16 protein-coding genes are annotated in these 18,193 nt (G+C 59.5%); 9 read left to right on the forward strand and 7 right to left on the reverse strand.

The window, feature by feature from the left end; all coding sequences use genetic code 11:
* Window positions 1-85 precede the first annotated feature (85 nt).
* The 6 genes from CSV91_RS01345 to CSV91_RS01370 all read right to left on the reverse strand — a co-directional run bounded on the left by CSV91_RS01345 (window position 86) and on the right by CSV91_RS01370 (window position 7,696).
* Window positions 86-832, reverse strand: coding sequence for an energy-coupling factor transporter transmembrane component T family protein (locus tag CSV91_RS01345; RefSeq protein WP_099431499.1), 747 nt, complete (start codon window positions 830-832; stop codon window positions 86-88).
* Window positions 825-2,576, reverse strand: coding sequence for an ABC transporter ATP-binding protein (locus CSV91_RS01350; RefSeq protein ID WP_099431500.1), 1,752 nt, complete (start codon window positions 2,574-2,576; stop codon window positions 825-827). Before CSV91_RS01350 ends, CSV91_RS01345 begins: the two co-directional genes overlap by 8 nt.
* Before the next feature lie 130 nt (window positions 2,577-2,706).
* Window positions 2,707-3,258, reverse strand: a complete 552-nt coding sequence (locus CSV91_RS01355; protein ID WP_099431501.1) for a hypothetical protein — start codon at window positions 3,256-3,258, stop codon at window positions 2,707-2,709.
* A 208-nt stretch (window positions 3,259-3,466) separates the two neighbouring features.
* Complete coding sequence (locus CSV91_RS01360; protein WP_099431502.1) at window positions 3,467-4,039, reverse strand: hypothetical protein; 573 nt, start codon at window positions 4,037-4,039, stop codon at window positions 3,467-3,469.
* A 399-nt stretch (window positions 4,040-4,438) separates the two neighbouring features.
* A complete protein-coding gene (locus tag CSV91_RS01365; RefSeq protein WP_099431503.1) occupies window positions 4,439-6,370 on the reverse strand; it encodes a C69 family dipeptidase in 1,932 nt (643 codons plus the stop codon).
* 408 nt (window positions 6,371-6,778) lie between these two features.
* Complete coding sequence (locus CSV91_RS01370) at window positions 6,779-7,696, reverse strand: diacylglycerol/lipid kinase family protein (RefSeq protein ID WP_099431504.1); 918 nt, start codon at window positions 7,694-7,696, stop codon at window positions 6,779-6,781.
* 97 nt (window positions 7,697-7,793) lie between these two features.
* Here CSV91_RS01370 and rnd point away from each other — a divergent pair, with 97 nt between their 5' ends.
* The 9 genes from rnd (at window position 7,794) to CSV91_RS01415 (ending at window position 16,811) form a co-directional block, all read left to right on the forward strand.
* Window positions 7,794-8,927 (forward strand): ribonuclease D, encoded by a 1,134-nt coding sequence (gene rnd, locus CSV91_RS01375; protein ID WP_099431505.1) that lies wholly within the window; start codon window positions 7,794-7,796, stop codon window positions 8,925-8,927.
* A gap of 64 nt (window positions 8,928-8,991) precedes the next feature.
* Window positions 8,992-9,696, forward strand: a complete 705-nt coding sequence (locus CSV91_RS01380) for a zinc metallopeptidase (RefSeq protein WP_099431506.1) — start codon at window positions 8,992-8,994, stop codon at window positions 9,694-9,696.
* 115 nt (window positions 9,697-9,811) lie between these two features.
* The gene (gene xseA, locus CSV91_RS01385; RefSeq protein WP_331219281.1) at window positions 9,812-11,263 is read left to right on the forward strand and encodes an exodeoxyribonuclease VII large subunit; all 1,452 of its coding nucleotides are present in this window, start codon (window positions 9,812-9,814) and stop codon (window positions 11,261-11,263) included.
* A 42-nt stretch (window positions 11,264-11,305) separates the two neighbouring features.
* Complete coding sequence (gene xseB / locus CSV91_RS01390; RefSeq protein ID WP_099431507.1) at window positions 11,306-11,572, forward strand: exodeoxyribonuclease VII small subunit; 267 nt, start codon at window positions 11,306-11,308, stop codon at window positions 11,570-11,572.
* A gap of 49 nt (window positions 11,573-11,621) precedes the next feature.
* Entirely contained in the window at window positions 11,622-11,957 is a 336-nt protein-coding gene (locus tag CSV91_RS01395) for a histidine triad nucleotide-binding protein (protein WP_099431508.1), read from the forward strand.
* A gap of 41 nt (window positions 11,958-11,998) precedes the next feature.
* Entirely contained in the window at window positions 11,999-12,889 is an 891-nt protein-coding gene (locus tag CSV91_RS01400; RefSeq protein WP_099431509.1) for a LysR family transcriptional regulator, read from the forward strand.
* 119 nt (window positions 12,890-13,008) lie between these two features.
* On the forward strand, window positions 13,009-14,169 hold the full coding sequence (locus tag CSV91_RS01405) for an MFS transporter (RefSeq protein WP_099431510.1): 1,161 nt from the start codon (window positions 13,009-13,011) through the stop codon (window positions 14,167-14,169).
* A 120-nt stretch (window positions 14,170-14,289) separates the two neighbouring features.
* On the forward strand, window positions 14,290-15,468 hold the full coding sequence (locus tag CSV91_RS01410; RefSeq protein WP_006234305.1) for an acetate/propionate family kinase: 1,179 nt from the start codon (window positions 14,290-14,292) through the stop codon (window positions 15,466-15,468).
* A gap of 164 nt (window positions 15,469-15,632) precedes the next feature.
* Window positions 15,633-16,811: an acetate/propionate family kinase gene (locus CSV91_RS01415; protein WP_099431511.1), complete on the forward strand. Its 1,179-nt coding sequence runs from the start codon at window positions 15,633-15,635 to the stop codon at window positions 16,809-16,811.
* 348 nt (window positions 16,812-17,159) lie between these two features.
* Here the strand turns inward: CSV91_RS01415 and pta are convergent, their stop codons facing one another.
* Entirely contained in the window at window positions 17,160-18,140 is a 981-nt protein-coding gene (gene pta / locus CSV91_RS01420) for a phosphate acetyltransferase (RefSeq protein ID WP_099431512.1), read from the reverse strand.
* Window positions 18,141-18,193: the final 53 nt, after the last annotated feature.

Consider the following 18,193-nt stretch of genomic DNA (forward strand, 5'->3'; position numbering starts at 1 on the left):
TTTTATCTGGTGAAACAGTAAAGGCCTCGGCTCGTTTGGTGCGAGCCGAGGCCTTTTGCGTTGGGCGGTTGCTGTCGGTGGCGAACTAGAACAGGAAGCCGATGGCGATGAGGGCGATGCTGACGATGAGCACGGCGATGTCCAGGCCCTTGATGGGGTAGCGCTTGTACGAGCTGACGCGTGTGCGCAGATAGAAGCCGCGCTGTTCTGCCGCCAAGGCTGTGGCATCGGTCTTGCCCACGCTCGAGATGAGCAGTGGCACGCACAGTGGCAGCATGAGCTTAAGCTTCTTGATGGGGTTCTTGGTGTCGTACTCGACGCCGCGTGCGGTCTGCGCTTCCATGATGGCGTTCATCTCCTGACCAAACACCGGAACAAAGCGCAGCGCCGTGGTAAAGGTGAAGGCATAGCGATACGGAACGTGCAGCACCTCGACGCAGGCGTTGGCAAGGTCGTTGAGCTTGGTCACCATGAGCATGAGGATGAGTGGCAGCGCCACGCCCAGCAGGCGCAGACAGGCCTTCGATCCTGTGATGAGGCCCGTGTCGGTGATAAAGCCCCACACCACGTTGCCATCGCGCATAAAGGCTAGCTGGAGTACCAGCATGATAAGCGCGAGCGGAATCAGCAACTTGAGCAACGAGAACAGACGGTCGACGACGCCGGCATAGGCACCCAGCGCAAGGGTGAGTACCAAAAAGCCCAGCAGCGCCACGTAGGTGTCGGACAAGAAGATGCCGACGATGATGGCGGCGGCGAGGCCCAATTTGACGACGGGGTTCAGGCGATGCAGTAGCGTATCGCCTGGCATGTAGTCGATGACGTTAACCACGGCGGACCATCTCCTTGGTAATGCGAACGACATCGGTGACCTCGCTCACCTGCGCAAAAGCGGGCGAGACGGAAGATGCCAGACGGCGCGAGAGTTCAATAACCTGGGGCGGCTCAACATAGGCACGCTGCATGAGATCGATGTTCGAGAATAGCTCGTGCGTGCGGCCGCGGTCGAGGATGCGACCGTCGGCCATTACCACAATGCGCTCGGCAAAATCCGAGACGACTTCCATATCGTGGCAGACCATGATAACGGCGCAGCCGCGCTCGGCCATGGTGCGCACCGTTTCCATGACGGTCATGCACTCGCGGTAATCAAGGCCGCTCGTGGGCTCGTCGAGCACGACGATCTTGGGCTCAACCACTACGACGGAGGCAAGCGCCACCATTTGTCGCTGGCCGCGCGAAAGTGAGAAAGGTGCCTCATCGGCAGGCAGGCCAAAGCGGTCGATAACAAGTTGAGCACGGCGCAGAGCCTCGGCACGGTCGATGCCAGCAAGCTCCAGGCCAAAAGCGACCTCGTCGAGTACGGTATCCTTGCAGATCTGGCGGTCGGGGTTTTGGAAGAGCGTTGCGACCTCGCGGGCAATGCGGCTCGTGGGAACGGCTGCGGTATCCAACCCCGTGACGCGCACGCTGCCCGAGGCGGGCTTAAGCAGGCCTGTGAGCAGCTTGGTGAGCGTGGTCTTGCCGGCACCGTTCTGGCCGACGATGCCCACGAGTTCGCCGGGATAGAGGGTCAGGTTGAGGTCGTGTACGGCGGCGCCGCCATTGGGATAGGCAAACTCAACATGGTCGAAGGTGAGCACGGGCTCGGCGTCCTTGGCGTGCGGGCGCAACGACGGTGCGTGCGGTGAGCCGGCGGGTGCCTGGGCTTCGCTGGCCGCGCGTGCGGGGTCGACGATGCCCGAAATCAGGCGCTCGGCCTCATCGACATCCAAGCATGGGGTACCGCTTACCAGGCCATCGGCCTCGAGGCTATTGAAGATACGCGTGACGCGAGGGCAGTCGACGCCGATGGCACGGAGCTCGTCGGTATGCGCGAAAACCTCGTGTGGCTCGCCCTGCAGCGCGATTTCGCCATGGTTGAGCACGAGCACGCGGTTGCAGTACTCCGAGAGCAGGGCGACCTTTTGCTCAACGACGACGATGGTGATTCCAAGTGCGCGGTTTGCCTCACGCAGCGTCTCGAAGACCAACGTGGAGCTGGCGGGGTCGAGTGCCGCGGTGGGCTCGTCGAGAACCAAGACGCGCGGACGCATGGCGAGGATGGCGGCGATGGCTACCTTTTGCTTCTGTCCGCCCGAGAGGGTGGCGATCTCGCGGTCGCGCAGGTCGCTGATGCCGACGGTCTCGAGCGTTTCGCTCACGCGCTGCTCGATCTGGTCGTGGGGAACGCCAAAGTTCTCGAGGCCAAAGAGCATCTCGTCCTCGACGACCGAGGCGACCATCTGCGTGTCGATATCCTGCAGCACGCTGCCGACGATTTGCGACACGTCGGTGAGCGAGGCTTCGCAGGTGTCGTGGCCGTCAACCATGACGGACCCAAAGAACGTGCCGGTGTAGTGGTGGGGCACGGCACCTGACAGGCAGGCGGCAAGCGTGGACTTGCCGGCGCCCGAGGGTCCGATGATGCCGATGAAATCTCCCTTGTTCACGCTGAGCGAGATGTGGCTGAGCGCCCGCTCGGTTTGCGTGCCATAGGAGAACGAGACATCGTCGACGTTGATGATCGTTTCCATGGATACCTTTCATAGTCATTGGGGACGTTCTTACATGACTAGTCGTTTAAGAACGTCCCCAAGAGCTAGTTGTCTGGGACAGTCTTTGATGACGGGGCCGTGGAGTTGCGGCCCCGTCCATCATATCAGGCTATTTGTTGAGCACCTTGCGGAGGGGGAAGAAGAGGGCCTGGACCACGACGGCGTTGAAGACGGCAGTGCCGAGCACGATGGGCACCTTGGCGAGCGCCGTGGGCAGCGCGGCACCCATGATGACGGTGCCCAGGGCGGCGAAGAGGGCACCCGAAACCAGGGTGGTGAGCAGGCCGGCGATGAAGGGGTTGACCTTGCTGCCGCCGATGTTTGACTTGACGAGCGCTGCCATCGTCAGCGCGCCGGCAAGCTCGGTGACAAAGTTGAGGCCAGGGAGTGACGTGGTGATTTGGATAACGGCGGCCGACAGGATGCCAAAGATGGCGGCCTGGGCAAAGCTCGCCTGCGTGAGCGCGATGGCTAGGGCATAGGCGGCGATGATGAACTGAGGTTTAATTCCCGTAACCGCCAGAGCGTTGCCTACGGTCATGTTGAGGATAAAGCCGGCGGCAAGCAGGATGGCGAGCAGGACGAGCGAGGTGATATCGAGGATGCCCATGTTTGAGGTGGCGTTGGCTGAGATGGTGCGGGCTTGGGTGTTGGCGGCCATGATGTTCTCCTTAAGGTGAGATTTGAGATAAGAGTGTCCTGGACCCCCACGAAAGGGGCTAAATCGGAAAGGGGATCAATTTTGAATAATGGAGCACGGAGACGGCTTTACGAGGGGCCCAGGTTGGCGCGAAAGAGGAGCGAAGCGTACTTGGGTGCGCGAGCGACGAATGAACGCCAAGATGGGGTGGCTCGTAAAGCCGAGCGGGTTAGTTGAGCTTCAGGGCCTTCTGGATGGGCAGGTAGAGGGCACCGACCAGAATGGCGTTAAAGACGGCGGTCATGGCGACGACGGGCAGCATGGCGGCGGCGAGCTCGCCTACCACGCCGAGCATGGCCATCTTGATGACCATGAAGATGACACCTGAGACAAAGGTGGTCAGGAAGGTTGCGACAATGGCGATGGCGGGCTTGACCTGACCGTTCTTGCCGGCGGCGTTGACGATGCCGGCCATGAGCATGGCGGCGATGCCCTCGGCGGCAAAATCGACGAACGGCGAAGTGGAGGTGATCTGGATCACGGCAGCCGAGATGAGGCCAATGACGAGCGCCTGGCCGATGTTGGGGCGAACGACCAGGATGGTGAGGCAGAAGGCCGAGATGATGAACTCGGGGCTGATCATGCCGCCCGAGATGCCCGAGATTGCCTTGCCGACGGTGAAGTTGAGGATGAAGCCGGCGGCGAGCAGGATGGCGAGCAGGACGAGGGCGCGGACATCGAGTTTGCCGCGATCGGCGGTCTGGACGGTGCGGGGCTGGGTGGCGGTGGTGTTCTGAGACATGGTGAAAATCCTTTCGGAAGGGGATTGCAAGAGAAAAGCGGAGGCGCGTGATGCGAATGCGATCGGGCTCGAGATAGAAAAAGGCCCCCGGTCGAAACCGGAGGCCTTCCAATCACCTAGAGCGCAAAAACAGGCGTGAGGGACTCACTGTCGACCGATCGTATTCGCATCACGCCACCACCAGTTGTTGAGAGACTTCATCGTGTTCTTCATGTTGGTGGCTCCTTTCGTGATGCCGTGGCGCGGTCGCACCTTGTTGCTGTTGCGCTGCACTATAGCACAGCGAAGTGTGTGCGGGGAAATCTTTTTTAAAAAGATTTCAGGCGGGTTTCCCGTCGGTCAAAAAGGCGGGTTAAGTGGGCGTGGTGACTCATGTGCCCCGCCCGCTCAGCTAAGACGTTACTCCTTATTGCGACGGTAGAGGAAGTAACCGCCCGCGGAGATGACGGCAACGCCAGCGATGGCGAATGCAGCCACCATGCGGCCATCAAAACGATCGCCAGTGGTGGGCAGGCCGCCCTTGGTGTTCGTCTTGTTGGTGGTTACCGTGGTCGTGGTGTCCGACTTGCCAGGCTTCTCGGGCTTGGTGGTGGGCTGCTCGGGCTTAGCGGGCTGTTCGGGCTTAGCGGGCTGCTCGGGGGTACCGGGCTGTTCGGGAGTTCCGGGCTGATCCGGGGTCACCGGGTCGGTGGCAAGAGTGTCCTTGGCATAGGTGATGGACACCTTGAGGCCGTTGGTCTCGGTGTTCAGGTCGCTCGGGGTGAAGGGCTGGTCGAAGTTTTCGGCCTTCTGATAGGCGCGCATCTCCTGGAGCAGGGCCTTGCACTTGACGTAGGTGTTCTCGGTAGCAGCCTTGCCGGCCTTGTTGGCCAGGGCAGTGCGGCCCTCGGTGGTCGTCTCGGCCAGCATGGCGGCGTCAACTTCCTTGTTCTGCTCGATGAGCTCGTTCTGGAGCGCATCGAGGTAGGCACGGACGCTGATACCAAGGGTGTCAGGGTTCTCAAAGCAGAGCGAGCTGATGTCCATGAGGACGTAGTTGATGGAGTTTTCGGGCTCCTCGTTGTACACGACGTCAGTCTGTTTGCAGTGATCGAAGGAGACAGTCTGATCGCTGAAGTAGGGGCTAACTTCGGTTATCAGGGCAGAGTACAGCGGGATGGCAACAGAGTATGCGGCGCGGGAGAGCATTTCCCACTGGATGGTAGCGACCTGGGGGTCAAGGCCACGACGAATCTGGAAGAGGTTGATCTCGGTGTTGCGCTCGGTGCCGATGGCGTAGACACCATCGGTGACCGCGTTGAGTCCGGGAACGTTCTCGCCGCGGTTGCCAAAGGCACGAATCAGCTCAAAGGTGCTCCAGCCAGACTTGCCAGGCTTGAAGAACAGGGGCTGAATTTCGCTGACGGCTGCGCCGGTACCATCCTCGTCTTTAACGATGGTGTAGTCCTTGTCCTTGATTAGCGGGTTCATGAAGTAGTCTCGGCCTTGGACATAGCGAGTCCACTGATGCCTGCCGCTTTCAGTGATTCTCTCGCCATAGGTCTTGGCAACGTCGAACTTGCCGTCGGTGTACTCGGCGAAGCCATTTTCCTCGGGCATGGTCTGGATGCCCTCGGAGTGGAGGCAGTTCTCGGCGTCATCAAGGTCGACATCGTAATTGAGTCCGCCGATGTTGGGGTTGAGCGAGGCGACGTCATCGGTCAACTTCATGGCGATCCACTGATGGGCAGAAAGTGTGGCGAACAGCCAGGTCTCGTTGTTGTCGGAGATGATGATCTGGTCGTTGGTGCAGGTGCCCTTCTCGTCAATCAGGCTGCCGAGGAGCTTGACGCCCTCGCGGGCCGTGGCGCTCTCGCCCAGGATGATGCTGCCGTAGCTGTACTCGCCCAGACCTACTTTCTCATCGATGGGGTCTGCGGCTTCTGCCTTTTCGTTATAGGAGGTGCTCAACGTGGCGGAGCAGGAGACGCCCTTCTCGTTGATGCCGGCCTCGGAGTAGGCATCGGTGCGGCCCTCCCAGTTGGAGGGGTGGTCGCGTACATAGCTGTAGCGATAGGTGGGCTTGTTCGAAGTGTATTCAAAAGCAGATTCAATCGAGCTGTACGTAAAGCCAGGTTCGTGGGCAGGTTCGATGCCGTAGTGCTTAAGATAGCGCTTGCCAAAGTCCTCGGCGCGGCCGTAGTACGTGTTGCCGTCGGCTGTTAGGTCTTTGCCCATGTACATCTGCGTGCAGGCGAGCGCAGAGGTCGGCATGGACATGATGGTTGCAGCTCCAAAGGCGAGGCCTATGCCTAGCTTCTTGAGCGCGTTGACGGGGTGAGTTTTCCTCATTTTCCCTCCCAGCGTGCGAAAGCCCTCTGTCGCCAGAGGGCTTCAGCCAATAAAGACACCCCATTAGCGTAACGAATTGGAAACAATATTCATCTATGAAAGAAACCTACTCGATAAGCGTGATGAAATATGCGATGAGCGGTTAATTGTACTCAGTTTGTAGCTTTACTTTAATAAAGACGCCCTGCAATTACTGTAGACGAATAAAGTAGCTGGGAATGCCCGAAATGAAAATCCCCCGCTGTTTGGCAAATGCATAAACAGCAGGGGAGACGATAATTGGATGAATATCATACCAATGTGGAATTACTTCTTCCGGCGGTGAATCACGTTGATGGCGTAACCGACGAGCATGGCCAAGACGATGACAATAAAGCCGATCAGGGGATTGTCGTTCATAGGGTCCTCCTATTTTCCGAGCGGGGAGAATTCGTCGACGATGAGGTCGAGGCATTGCGGAAGCGCGCGGGCTCCAAAGACGCCCGAATTGCTGGAGATAATCTCGCCATCGAACTGCATGCCCAGTGACGGGGTGCAGGTGATCTTGGCTTCCTTGGTCTGGATGATCTTGAACTGTGGGCGCCCGAGTACCTTACCGGCGGGGTCAAGCGCAGCAGTGATCACAGTAGGCAGCAGCTGAACGGTGCGCACGGGTTCGATGACCGCGATGTCGACCATGCCGTCGTTCATGCGGCAATCGGGGAACAGGTTGATGTCGTTTTGGATGACCGAGGTGTTGCCGGCCATGCAGCAGATGCCATCGAGCTCCTCGACAATGCCGTCATGCTCAATCGTAAAGTGCGCCACCGTGGGGTTGGGCGTGGCGAGCGCGGAGAGGAAGTAGGCGATCTCGCCGATGTCGTTTTTGGTGGGGGCGGCCTTCATCATGATCTCGGCGTCGAAGCCCGAGCCGGCGATGATGATAAAGCCGTGGCGCTTCTCGTTGCCGTTCTCGTCGAGCCAAAAGAGCTCGCCCATGTCCACTTTGACCGTGCGACCGGCGCGGCAGGCCTTGGCAAGTGCCGCTGCCTCGGGGGCATTACCGATGTTATTGAAGAACAGGCAGGCCGTACCGGAGGGGAAGACGAGCGTGGGGACGCCGCATCCGCGCATCTGGTCGAGCACGTTGGAGACGGTGCCGTCACCGCCCGAAACGACCACGCGATCAAACTCGCGCACGTCCGCCACGGCGTCCTTGGGTTCCATGCCATCGCCGATAAAACGCATCACGACCTCGTCGCCGCCCTGCGCGAGGGCGTGCGTGAACGCGTAGATTTCATCTGAGCTGGGGCCCGATGCCGGGTTGTGGATGATAAGGCAGCGCATACTTACGTTCCCGTTCTGTGACTAACCGAGTATAGTTGTAAGGCAATGCCGATATCCTACCCGTGTTTTCGGGCCTAACCTTATTCGATGGGTTGATATGTACATTTCCACACATCAGGCTCTACTCGACTTTTGCCAGCGCGCCCGTGAGTTCGACGCGATTGCCGTCGATACCGAGTTTTTGCGCGAGCGCACGTTCCATCCGCGTCTGTGCCTGGTCCAGATTGCCACCCCTGCCGAGAGCGTAGCGGTCGATCCCCTGGTGATCGACGACCTGTCGCCGCTCGCCGAGCTTATGGGCGATGAGAGCGTGACCAAGGTCTTCCACGCTTGCTCGCAGGATATGGAGGTCATGCTTCATACCGTGGGCGCGCTGCCGCGTCCGATTTTTGACACGCAGGTCGCCGCCGCCTTTTTGGGCGAGCGCCAGCAGATTTCCTACGGTGCGCTCGTGCAGACGTTCTGCGGCGTTTCGTTGCCTAAGACCGAGTCGCTGACCGACTGGTCGCGCCGCCCGCTGACCGATAAGCAGATTGAGTACGCGATCGATGACGTCAAGTATCTGATCGTCGCCTATACCGAGATGATGAGCCGCCTGCGCGAGCTGGGCCGCGTGGACTGGGTGCTCGACGAGCTGCGCCCGCTGGCTGACGAGTCGCACTATCGCGCCGATCGCCACGAGGCGTTCCGTAAGGTCAAACGCATCAATTCGTGCAGCCGTCACCAGCTGGGTATCGCGCGCGAGCTCGCCGCCTGGCGCGAGGACCGCGCCGAGCGCCGTAACATTCCGCGCAAGTGGGTCATGTCCGACGATACGCTGCTGGCGCTCGTCAAGCGCAACCCCGTGCGTGTTGAGGAGTTCCGCAGCATTCGCGGTACCGACCAGCTGGGGGAGCGCGACGTGGACGGCGCGCTCATGGCCATTAAGCGCGGTGCGAGCTGCCCACACGATCGCCTGCCGCTCATGGTGCGCGGGCACCGTCAGATTTCGCCGGAGTTGGAGAGCGTGACGGACCTTATGTATGCGCTTATTCGTCTGGTTGCCGAGCGTTCGGGCGTGGCGACCTCGGTCATTGCCTCGCGCGATGACCTGGCCGACTATATTGAGCATCCCGAGCAGAGCCCCCTGCGCGAAGGCTGGCGCTTTGAGCTCGTGGGCTCGCGCCTGGACGATTTGCTCTCGGGCAACATGGGGCTCACCGTGAAGGACGGCAAAATCGAGCTCCTGTAAGGAAGCCTAGCCGCTTGAGTGGGTAGAATGCCTCCAACGTGTAACTCGATTCGGAGGAATTCGCATGCCCTATTACTATGGATACGGCTTTGGCATCGACCCGCTGTACCTGCTGGTTGTTCTCGTCTGCACGGTGCTTGGCCTTGCCGCGCAGAGCTATATCAACTCGACGTACAAGACGTGGTCTAAGGTGCGCTCGGACGGCGATACGGGTGCCACGGTCGCTCGCCGCATGCTCGACGCCAACGGTTGTAGCGCCGTGGGCATCAAGGGCGTTGCCGGCGAGCTCACCGATCATTACAACCCGCAGGACAACAACCTGTATCTGTCGGATGCCAACCGTTCGGGCGGGTCGGTCGCAAGTGTTGCCGTCGCCTGCCACGAGGCGGGCCATGCCGCGCAGCGTCAAAGCGGCTATGCCATGATGAAGGTGCGCACCGCCCTCGTGCCGGTCGTCAACTTTACCCAGAACACTTGGACCATCGTGCTGCTCATGGGCCTGTTCATGAACATCGCGGGGCTCACGACTCTCGCACTGATCTTCTTCTCGTTTAGCGTGCTGTTCCAGCTGGTTACGCTGCCGGTCGAGATCGATGCCAGTCGCCGCGCCGTGGCGTATATCGAGCAGTCGGGCATGAGTTCCAAGCAGGTCAACGGTGCCAAGAAGGTGCTGACGGCAGCCGCGCTCACCTACGTGGCGGCGGCGCTCACCTCGATTATTCAGCTGCTCTATCTTATGGCTCGTTACAACAGAAACTCCAACCGATAACAAATGGGACCGACGGGCGCCGCGGGGATTTGTGTCCCCGCGGCGCTGTACTATGTGTTGGACTTGAATTAGCGCAGGGCCGGAGCCCATGTGCACGATGACGAAAGGGGGCTGCGTGGCAGGCTGGAATCTAACCGGCAATGCCGTTTCCGCCGAGTTCGACGGTTCGGACGAGCAAGAGCGTAAAGAGCTCAGCGTGAGCCAGGCGGTAGAGATTGCCGCCGGCGCGCTTGATGCCATTCCGCAGCTGAGCGTTTTGGGTGAGGTCACGGGTTTCCGCGGCCCCAATGCCCGAAGCGGCCACTGCTACTTTCAGATCAAGGACGACTCGGCGGCCGTCGACTGCATCATCTGGAAGGGCGCCTACCTTAAGCGCACCTTCGACTTGCGCGACGGCATGCAGGTGAGCTTTAAGGGCAGCTTCAATCTCTACAAGCCCACGGGCCGCATGAGCTTCGTCGCCCGCTCGTTTTCGCTGGCGGGGGAGGGCCTGCTGCGTCAGCAGGTGGCTCAGTTGGCCGAAAAGCTGCGTCGCGAGGGTCTGATGGACGAGGCACGCAAACGTCGCATCCCGGTGTTTTGCTCGCGTGTGGCGGTCGTCACCTCGCTTTCGGGCGCCGTAATCGACGACGTCAAACGCACATTGCGTCGTCGCAACCCGCTCGTCGAGCTCGTCTGCGTGGGCGCCAAGGTGCAAGGCGAGGGCGCGCCGGCGGAGCTTATTGAAGGCTTGCGCCGCGCCGCTGCCATTACGCCGGCGCCCGACTGTATTTTGCTGGTGCGCGGCGGCGGCTCCTTTGAGGACCTCATGACCTTTAATGACGAGGAGCTTGCCCGCGCGGTGGCGGCTTGTCCTGTGCCCGTGGTGACCGGCATTGGCCATGAGCCCGATACCTCGATTTGCGACATGGTGAGCGACCGCCGCGCTTCCACGCCCACGGCGGCGGCAGAATCGGTGGCGCCGGCCATGACGGAGCTGGCAGATGTGCTCGAGGCGCGCCATCAGCGTCTGGGTGCCGCGATGGCATCGATGATTGGGTCGGCCCAGGTCGACTTGGAGATGCTCGATCAGCGCGGTCGCCGTGCCTGGGATACCTATACGGCTCGCTTGGGCGATGCACTCGATGCCGCCGCATGCCGCCCGTGCCTCAACGACCCCACATTTATGGTTGAGCGTCGCGAATCGGAGCTTGCGCTGACTGCCGATCGCCTGTCGGGCGCCATAGCACGCTCGGTCGAGACATTCCGCTCCAACTTTGAGCGCCTGCCCGAGCGGCTGGTTGCAAGCACCTCGGGGCTCGATGGCAAGCGCCATGCGCTCACGCTTGCGAGTTCCCGTCTGGAGCATCAGGGGCGCACGATGCTCAACAAACCCGCGTCTGACCTGGGCCGTGCGGCAGCCTCGCTCGATGCCCTGTCGCCGCTCAAGGTGCTTGCTCGCGGCTATTCCATCGCGTACAGCGATGATGGTGTGGCTACGAGTGCCAAGACCTTTAAGCCTGGCGACGCCATTCGCGTGCGCATGGCAGACGGCAACGTGGCGGCAACGGTCGATACGGTCGAGTAGACCGCGTTTCGTAGTGATAGACCCTTAGGAAAGGAAACAGATATGGCAGAGAAGACCCCGGTCGAGCAGCTTACGTACAAGCAGGCCTCGCAGGAGCTGGAGCTCATCATCCGCAGCCTGGAGTCGGGCGATATGGAGCTCGAGGAGTCGCTCGAGAGCTACACCCGCGGCGTCGAGCTCCTCAAGAGCCTGCGCACCCGCCTGTCCGATGCCGAGCAGAAGGTCTCGGTGCTCCTTAAGGACGTCGACGGCAACGACGTACTCGCCGACGGCGAAGCCGCCAGCACCGACGACAACCTCTCGTTCTAAGCATCTCGACCAAATATAATTACCTTGGTCTGTAAGAAAGGAACCAACCATGTGCGATTGCATCTTCTGCAAAATTGCCAACCACGAGATCCCCTCGACCGTTGTCTATGAGGACGACCAGGTCATCGCCTTCGACGACCTCAACCCACAGGCGCCGGTCCACACGCTCGTGATCCCCAAGAAGCACTACAGCGACATCGCCGACAACGTACCTGCCGAGACCATGGGCGCCATGGCTCACGCCATCCAGGAGGTCGCTAAGGCCAAGGGCCTGGAGGACGGTTTCCGTGTCATCTCCAACAAGGGCGCCAACGCCGGCCAGACCGTCATGCACTTCCACATGCACGTCCTCGGCGGCAAAAACCTGGGCGAGAACCTCATCTGAGGACGCGTAGCCCGTCGACTTGGCTGCCTTTGGAGTAATCTATGCAGCTTTCTCAACTCGAATACCTTCAAGCGGTAGCGAACTATGGCGGCGTGCGCAAAGCAGCTCGCGCCGTTCATGTGAGTCCGCAGGCCGTTTCGTCGGCAATCAAAAAGTTGGAATCTGAGTATCAGATTGTTTTGCTCGACCGATCGGCGGGGGAGGCTGTTTTGTCTCCGGCGGGCAGAGAGTTCGCACGTCGCGCACGTATGATCCTGGCACAAGTCGACGATCTCAAAAAGTACGCTCAATCGAGGGGCGGCGGCGTTTCGCCCGACGGCCACTTCCGTCTTTACGCCCCCTGCCTTCATGGGCGGGGGCGCCTTTTTGCCGAAAACTGGTATGACTCGTTTGAGCGCTCGCACCCTCAGATTCATCTTGATGTGTGGCATCAGCCAACGGCAACATGCTTTGAATCACTTATACTTGGAATTTCGGACGCGGCTATCTCGTTTGAGGAACCACGGGACAGCGTCCTTTCTTCAAAATATTTAGGTGAAAAGGAGCTCAAGGTTCTTTCATGCCCAGCGGGTCATCAATCTGTGGGCGCCATGACCATTCGCGAGTTACTGGGCGGCAGGCTCGCTGTTCCCATTAATTTGTCACCCTGTCTCAATGCAATCAATCAATGTCCCGAAGCCCAGCTCGTCAATTTTCGCTTCCGTGATGTTGAATACGGAAGCAGGGCTCAGACCGAGTTTCTTCAAGCCGGGGGATTGATATTGAGTTTGTCTGGGTCCTCTCTCGCATCGGATGGATCAGAAGCGAGCGAGTGCTCCATCGAAGGCTCACATGACGTAGCCTTGCCCATCTACTTTTGCTATCGACAAAATGCCTGGACCGATCGACACCAGACGGTTTTTCTGCACCTATTGCGTCATCTTGTTTCGTGAGATTAATTGGCTGCGAGGCGTCAAGTGATTATTGACGCCTTGCAACACATAGCTGACAGCTTTGCCCTCATGCTTTTCCAAGATTCCGATTTAGATTGCTGACTCTTGGAGGGTGGAGCATGAAAAACCGTACGGTTTTGCTTTATATGACGTTCGTTTTTCTGTCGAACTTCAGCACCATTTTGTATTTTCTGACGGTTTACCTTGAATTCGTCGGATTCTCGATGGTGGCGATTTCTAGCATGATGATTGCATGCCAAGTGAGCAAGTTCATTCTTGAGGTTCCTACTGGTTATATTGCTGACAGGTTTGGACGAAAGGTGAGCGGCCTCGTTGGCATTGTGGGAATGCTTGGGTACTACGTCGCCCTGCTTCTCGTCCGATCTCCTCTGCTTTTAATCGGTGCGTTCGCTCTCAAGGGTTTTGCCGTTGCATGTGTGAGTGGATCCATCGAAGCGATTTACATTGACAGCGTCTCTCAGGACCAGCTCGTAAGACTTAATGTCGTTGAGCGATTTGCTTTCTATGCCTCTTATGCCATCTCCGCTTGCGTGGGCGGTTTCATTTCGTCCGTCGGTGCATATCTCATTGGTCTTTCGGCAGATATCATCGCAATGGTGTTGACGTTGGTTGTCGTTGTCTGCATTCCTGAGATGCGAAGAGGGGGCACTGCGGCGACACCTGAGCGTGGGATTAGCCCGAAGATGATCGGTGCCGCTATTGCCTGTAATGGCATTCTTCGTTCAGCGTTCATCATGGACTGTTCTCAGGCATTTGCTTTTGTCGCCCTGGAAGACTTTTTCTCACTGCTGCTTGCGGGTCGCGGAATGAATGCCGTCGCTTCGGGTGTGACCATTGCGGTCCAGCTTCTTACCTCCGCCTCCATAGGGTTTATTGTGCCCAGTGTGATTGCTCGTGTCGACAAGGGCCGCTTTGCACGTATTTGCGGCATCGTGCGTCTTTTCCTGACAGCTCTGTTTTTGATTCCTTTAACTCCGGTTTATTTGCTGCCCGTGTTCTATGTGCTGCAGACGGTTGCGTACTCGTTATTTGCTCCAATTAAATACTCAATTTTTCAAAAAGCAGCCGATTCTTCGATGCGCTGTTCACTGATTTCGGTTCAAAGCCAGATGGTGGCGGTGGGTGCCATCCTTTTCTATCTGTTCAATGCTGCGTTGAACAGCATCGCGGGCACTCGAGTCATATTGCTTGTCGCGCTCGGGATTTCTTCTTTGGTGTATATCCCCGCGTTATTTCGTCTTACAAGCCAAAGGACATGAGTATTTAGGCACCGATAACTTATATATCAACGCAATAAACCCGAGCGCGAGGGCGTTTGGGTTTATTATTGAAACGTATGTAACCTGGCGGCGCCACACCGCCTGTTAGTAGGGAGACACATGAACGTTCTGGTCGTCAACGCAGGATCTTCGACCCTTAAGTATCAGGTCATCGATACCAAGTCCCACAAGGTGTCCGCAAAGGGCTCCTGCGAGCGCGTCTGCTTTACCGGCGGCACCTTCACCCACGCTGCCAACGGTTCCAAGAAGGTGACCGAGAACATCGAGTTCCCCGACCACAAGGTCGCCATCGAGGTCGTTCTGAAGGACCTCGAGGCCAACGGCGTCAAGATCGAGGGCATCGGCCATCGCATCGTTCAGGGCGGTTGGTACTTCGGCGATTCCTCCCTCGTCGACGAGGACGTTCTCGCCAAAATTCGCGAGGTCGCCCCGCTGGCGCCGCTGCACAACAACCCCGAGGCCAACGTTATCGAGTACTGCCTCGAGCAGTATCCCGACCTGCCCAACGTCACGGTCTACGACACCGCTTTCCACTTCAACATGCCCGAGGTCGCCAAGACTTACGCCCTGCCCAAGGACGTCTGCGACAAGCTGCACATCCGTAAGTACGGCGCCCACGGCACCAGCTACCGTTATATCTCCAAGAAGGTCGCTGAGATGACCAACGGCGAGGCCCGCAAGGTCGTCGTGTGCCATATCGGCTCCGGCGCTTCCCTGTGCGCCATCGAGGACGGCAAGTGCATGGACACCACCATGGGCTTGACCCCGCTCGACGGCGTCATGATGGGCACCCGCTGCGGCTCCATCGACCCGGCTACCGTGTGTTACCTGCAGCGCGAGGGCGGCTACACCTTCGACGAGGTCGATGAGATGATGAACAAGAAGTCCGGCCTTTTGGCTGTGACCGGCGGCAAGACCAACGACTGCCGCAACGTCGAGGAGCTCGCCGCCGCTGGTGACCCCGAGGCTCAGCTCGCCTTCGACATGTTTGTCTACAAGATTGCCGCCAAGGCTGCCGAGATGGCAACTTCCATGTGCGGCATGGACACCCTGGTCTTTACCGCCGGTATCGGCGAGCACGCTCCGGCTGTCCGCGCTGGCGTGGCCGACCGTCTGGCCTTTATGGGCGTCAAGATGGATCATGCCCGCAACGCCCTGCGTGGTGACGGCGCTTGGTGCCTGTCTGCCAAGGATTCCAAGGTCAAGATCTTCGTCATCCCCACGGACGAGGAGTTCATGATCGCTTCCGACGTCGAGCGCATCGTCAACGGCAAGTAATTGCAAGAGGGGAGGGGCTGGACGACCGAGCGCCGTTCGGCCCCTCTTTTGTGCTCGTTGGGCGATATGCTTGATAGCTATTTATCAAGTTGTGATAACTTCTTATTAAAATGCGGCCGCCTTAAGGGGTCTGCGTCGACCGTATTGCACTGCAAAGGAGTCTCATGAACGTACTTGTTGTCAACGCCGGCAGCTCAAGCCTTAAATATCAGCTTTTGGATACCGATACCCGCGAGGTTTTCGCCAAGGGCAACTGCGAACGTATCGGTTCGGACATGGGCATCTTTGGCCACTCCGAGAACGGTGGCGCCAAGCAGACCGAGGAGGTCCCTTTCCCGGATCACCGTTCGGCTATCGCTCGTGTGCTCGAGGAGCTCGAGAAGACCGACTTTACGATTGATGGCATTGGTCATCGTATCGTTCAGGGCGGCTGGCACTTCGATGATTCCGCAGTTGTTGACGACGAAGTTATGGCCAAGATTCTCGAGGTGGCCCCGCTCGCCCCGCTGCACAACTACGGCGAGGCCGCGGCGATTGAGTATTGCCGCGAGAAGTATCCGGAGCTGCCCAACGTGGCGGTCTTCGACACCTCGTTCCACATGACCATGCCCGAGGTCGCCTATACCTACGCGCTGCCCAAGGACGTGTGCGACAAGTACCACGTGCGCAAGTACGGCGCCCACGGCACGAGCCACCGCTATGAGTGGATGATGGCCAAGGAGATCCTGGGTTCGCGCTGCCACCGTCTGCTTTCGTGCCATTTGGGTAACGGTGCTTCGCTTGCTGCTATCGAGGACGGCGTGTGCCGCGACACCACGATGGGCCTCACGCCGCTTGACGGTCTGATGATGGGTACCCGCTGCGGTTCCATTGACCCGGCTACCGTATGCTACCTGCAGCGCGAGGGCGGTTACAGCTACCAGGAAGTCGACGACATGATGAACAAGCAGTCCGGCCTGCTTGCCATTTCGGGTATCTCCAACGACGCCCGCGACATCCGCACGCGCGCCTCCGAGGGCGACGAGCGCTGCCTGCTTGCCTTCGATATGTTCGCCTACAAGGCCATGCAGCAGGCCGGCTCCATGATTGCTTCCATGGCGGGCGTGGACACCATCACCTTTACCGCCGGCATCGGCGAGAACGACTGGTCGATCCGCAAGGCCTTCTGCGACTGCTTCGAGTGGCTGGGCGTGCGCATCGACAACAACAAGAACCGCGAGGCCGTGGGTAACGGCCCGCAGGTCATCAGCGCCGCCGGCTCTTCCGTCACGGTCATGGTCATTCCCACCGACGAGGAATACATGATCGCCCACGACGTCGAGCGCCTGACCGCGAATAACTAACGCACTCGTCAGCATTTGAACAAAAGGCCTCCAGAGCAACAGCTCCGGAGGCCTTTTTACTAGCAGGCGGAAATTCCAGTCCCAAAGTGATCATCACCAGTAACGCCTGTGCTCCCAGCAACGACACCCATCCATTCAGATCCTCAGCTCCAGCTCGTAGCCAAGCCGCCGTCCACTCCAGATGCCCTGATTGCTACGTGGCGGCAGGGGCCCTACAGGGTAAAGCTCTGAAAACATTCCGCAGGACGGAGGAAGCCCCCGCCGCACGTAGTGCGCAGCGGGGGCTTCCGACATGTCCGAGGACGTTTTCAGAGCTTTACCCTGTAGGGCCCCGAGGGGCTATGTCCGCTACTCAGCCATCTGAGCCTGGACGGCGGTGATGGCTACGACACCCACGATGTCGTCGGCAGAACAGCCGCGCGACAGGTCGTTGACCGGCTTGGCGATGCCCTGCAGGATGGGGCCGTAGGCATCGGCGCCGGCGAAGCGCTGGACCAGCTTGTAGCCGATGTTGCCGGCCTCGAGGTCGGGGAACACGAGCACGTTGGCCTTGCCGGCGACAGAGGAGCCGGGAGCCTTGAGCTGGGCGACGGTGGGGACGATAGCGGCGTCGAGCTGCAGGTCGCCATCGATGGCGAGCTCAGGAGCCTTCTCCTTGCAGAACTTCACGGCCTCCTGGACCTTCTTGGCGACCTCGCCGCCAGCGGAGCCCATAGTGGAGTAGGAGAGCATGGCCACGTGCGGCTCAACGTTGCCCATGAAGGTGGACCAGGAGTGGGCGGAGGCGATGGCGATCTCGGAGAGCTCGTCGGAGGACGGGTTGATGTTGAGACCGCAGTCGGCGAAGATCAGCGTGCCGTCGGTGCCGAACTGCGGGGTGTCGGTGCACATCACGAAGAAGGCCGAGACCAGCTTGGTACCCGGGGCGGTCTTGAGGATCTGCAGCGCGGGGCGCAGGGTATCGGCGGTGGAGTGGCAGGCGCCGGAGACCAGGCCGTCGGCGTCGCCCATCTTGACCATCATGGTGCCAAAGTAGGTGGCATCCATCACCTGGGCGCGAGCCTGCTCGATGGTAACGCCCTTCTTGGCGCGGAGCTTGGCAAACTTCTGTGCGTACTCCTCGTGCTTCTCGGCATTGCGCGGGTCGATGACGGTGGCGCCGGGAACGTTGATCTCGTTGGGATCGCCCAGGATGACGATGTTGGCCAGGCCTTCCTCGATGATCTTGTTGGCCGCGACGATGGTGCGCGGATCCTCGCCCTCGGGCAGGACGATGGTCTTAAGGTCGGCCTTGGCGGCAGACTTCATACGGTTTAGGAAATCGCTCATGTTACTCCTTGCAAGCGTTTCGCTAAGCTCCAGGCGCCCGGCTGTTCACGAAT

The organism is Collinsella aerofaciens, assembly GCF_002736145.1.
In the GTDB taxonomy this organism is placed as follows: Bacteria; Actinomycetota; Coriobacteriia; order Coriobacteriales; family Coriobacteriaceae; genus Collinsella; species Collinsella aerofaciens_A.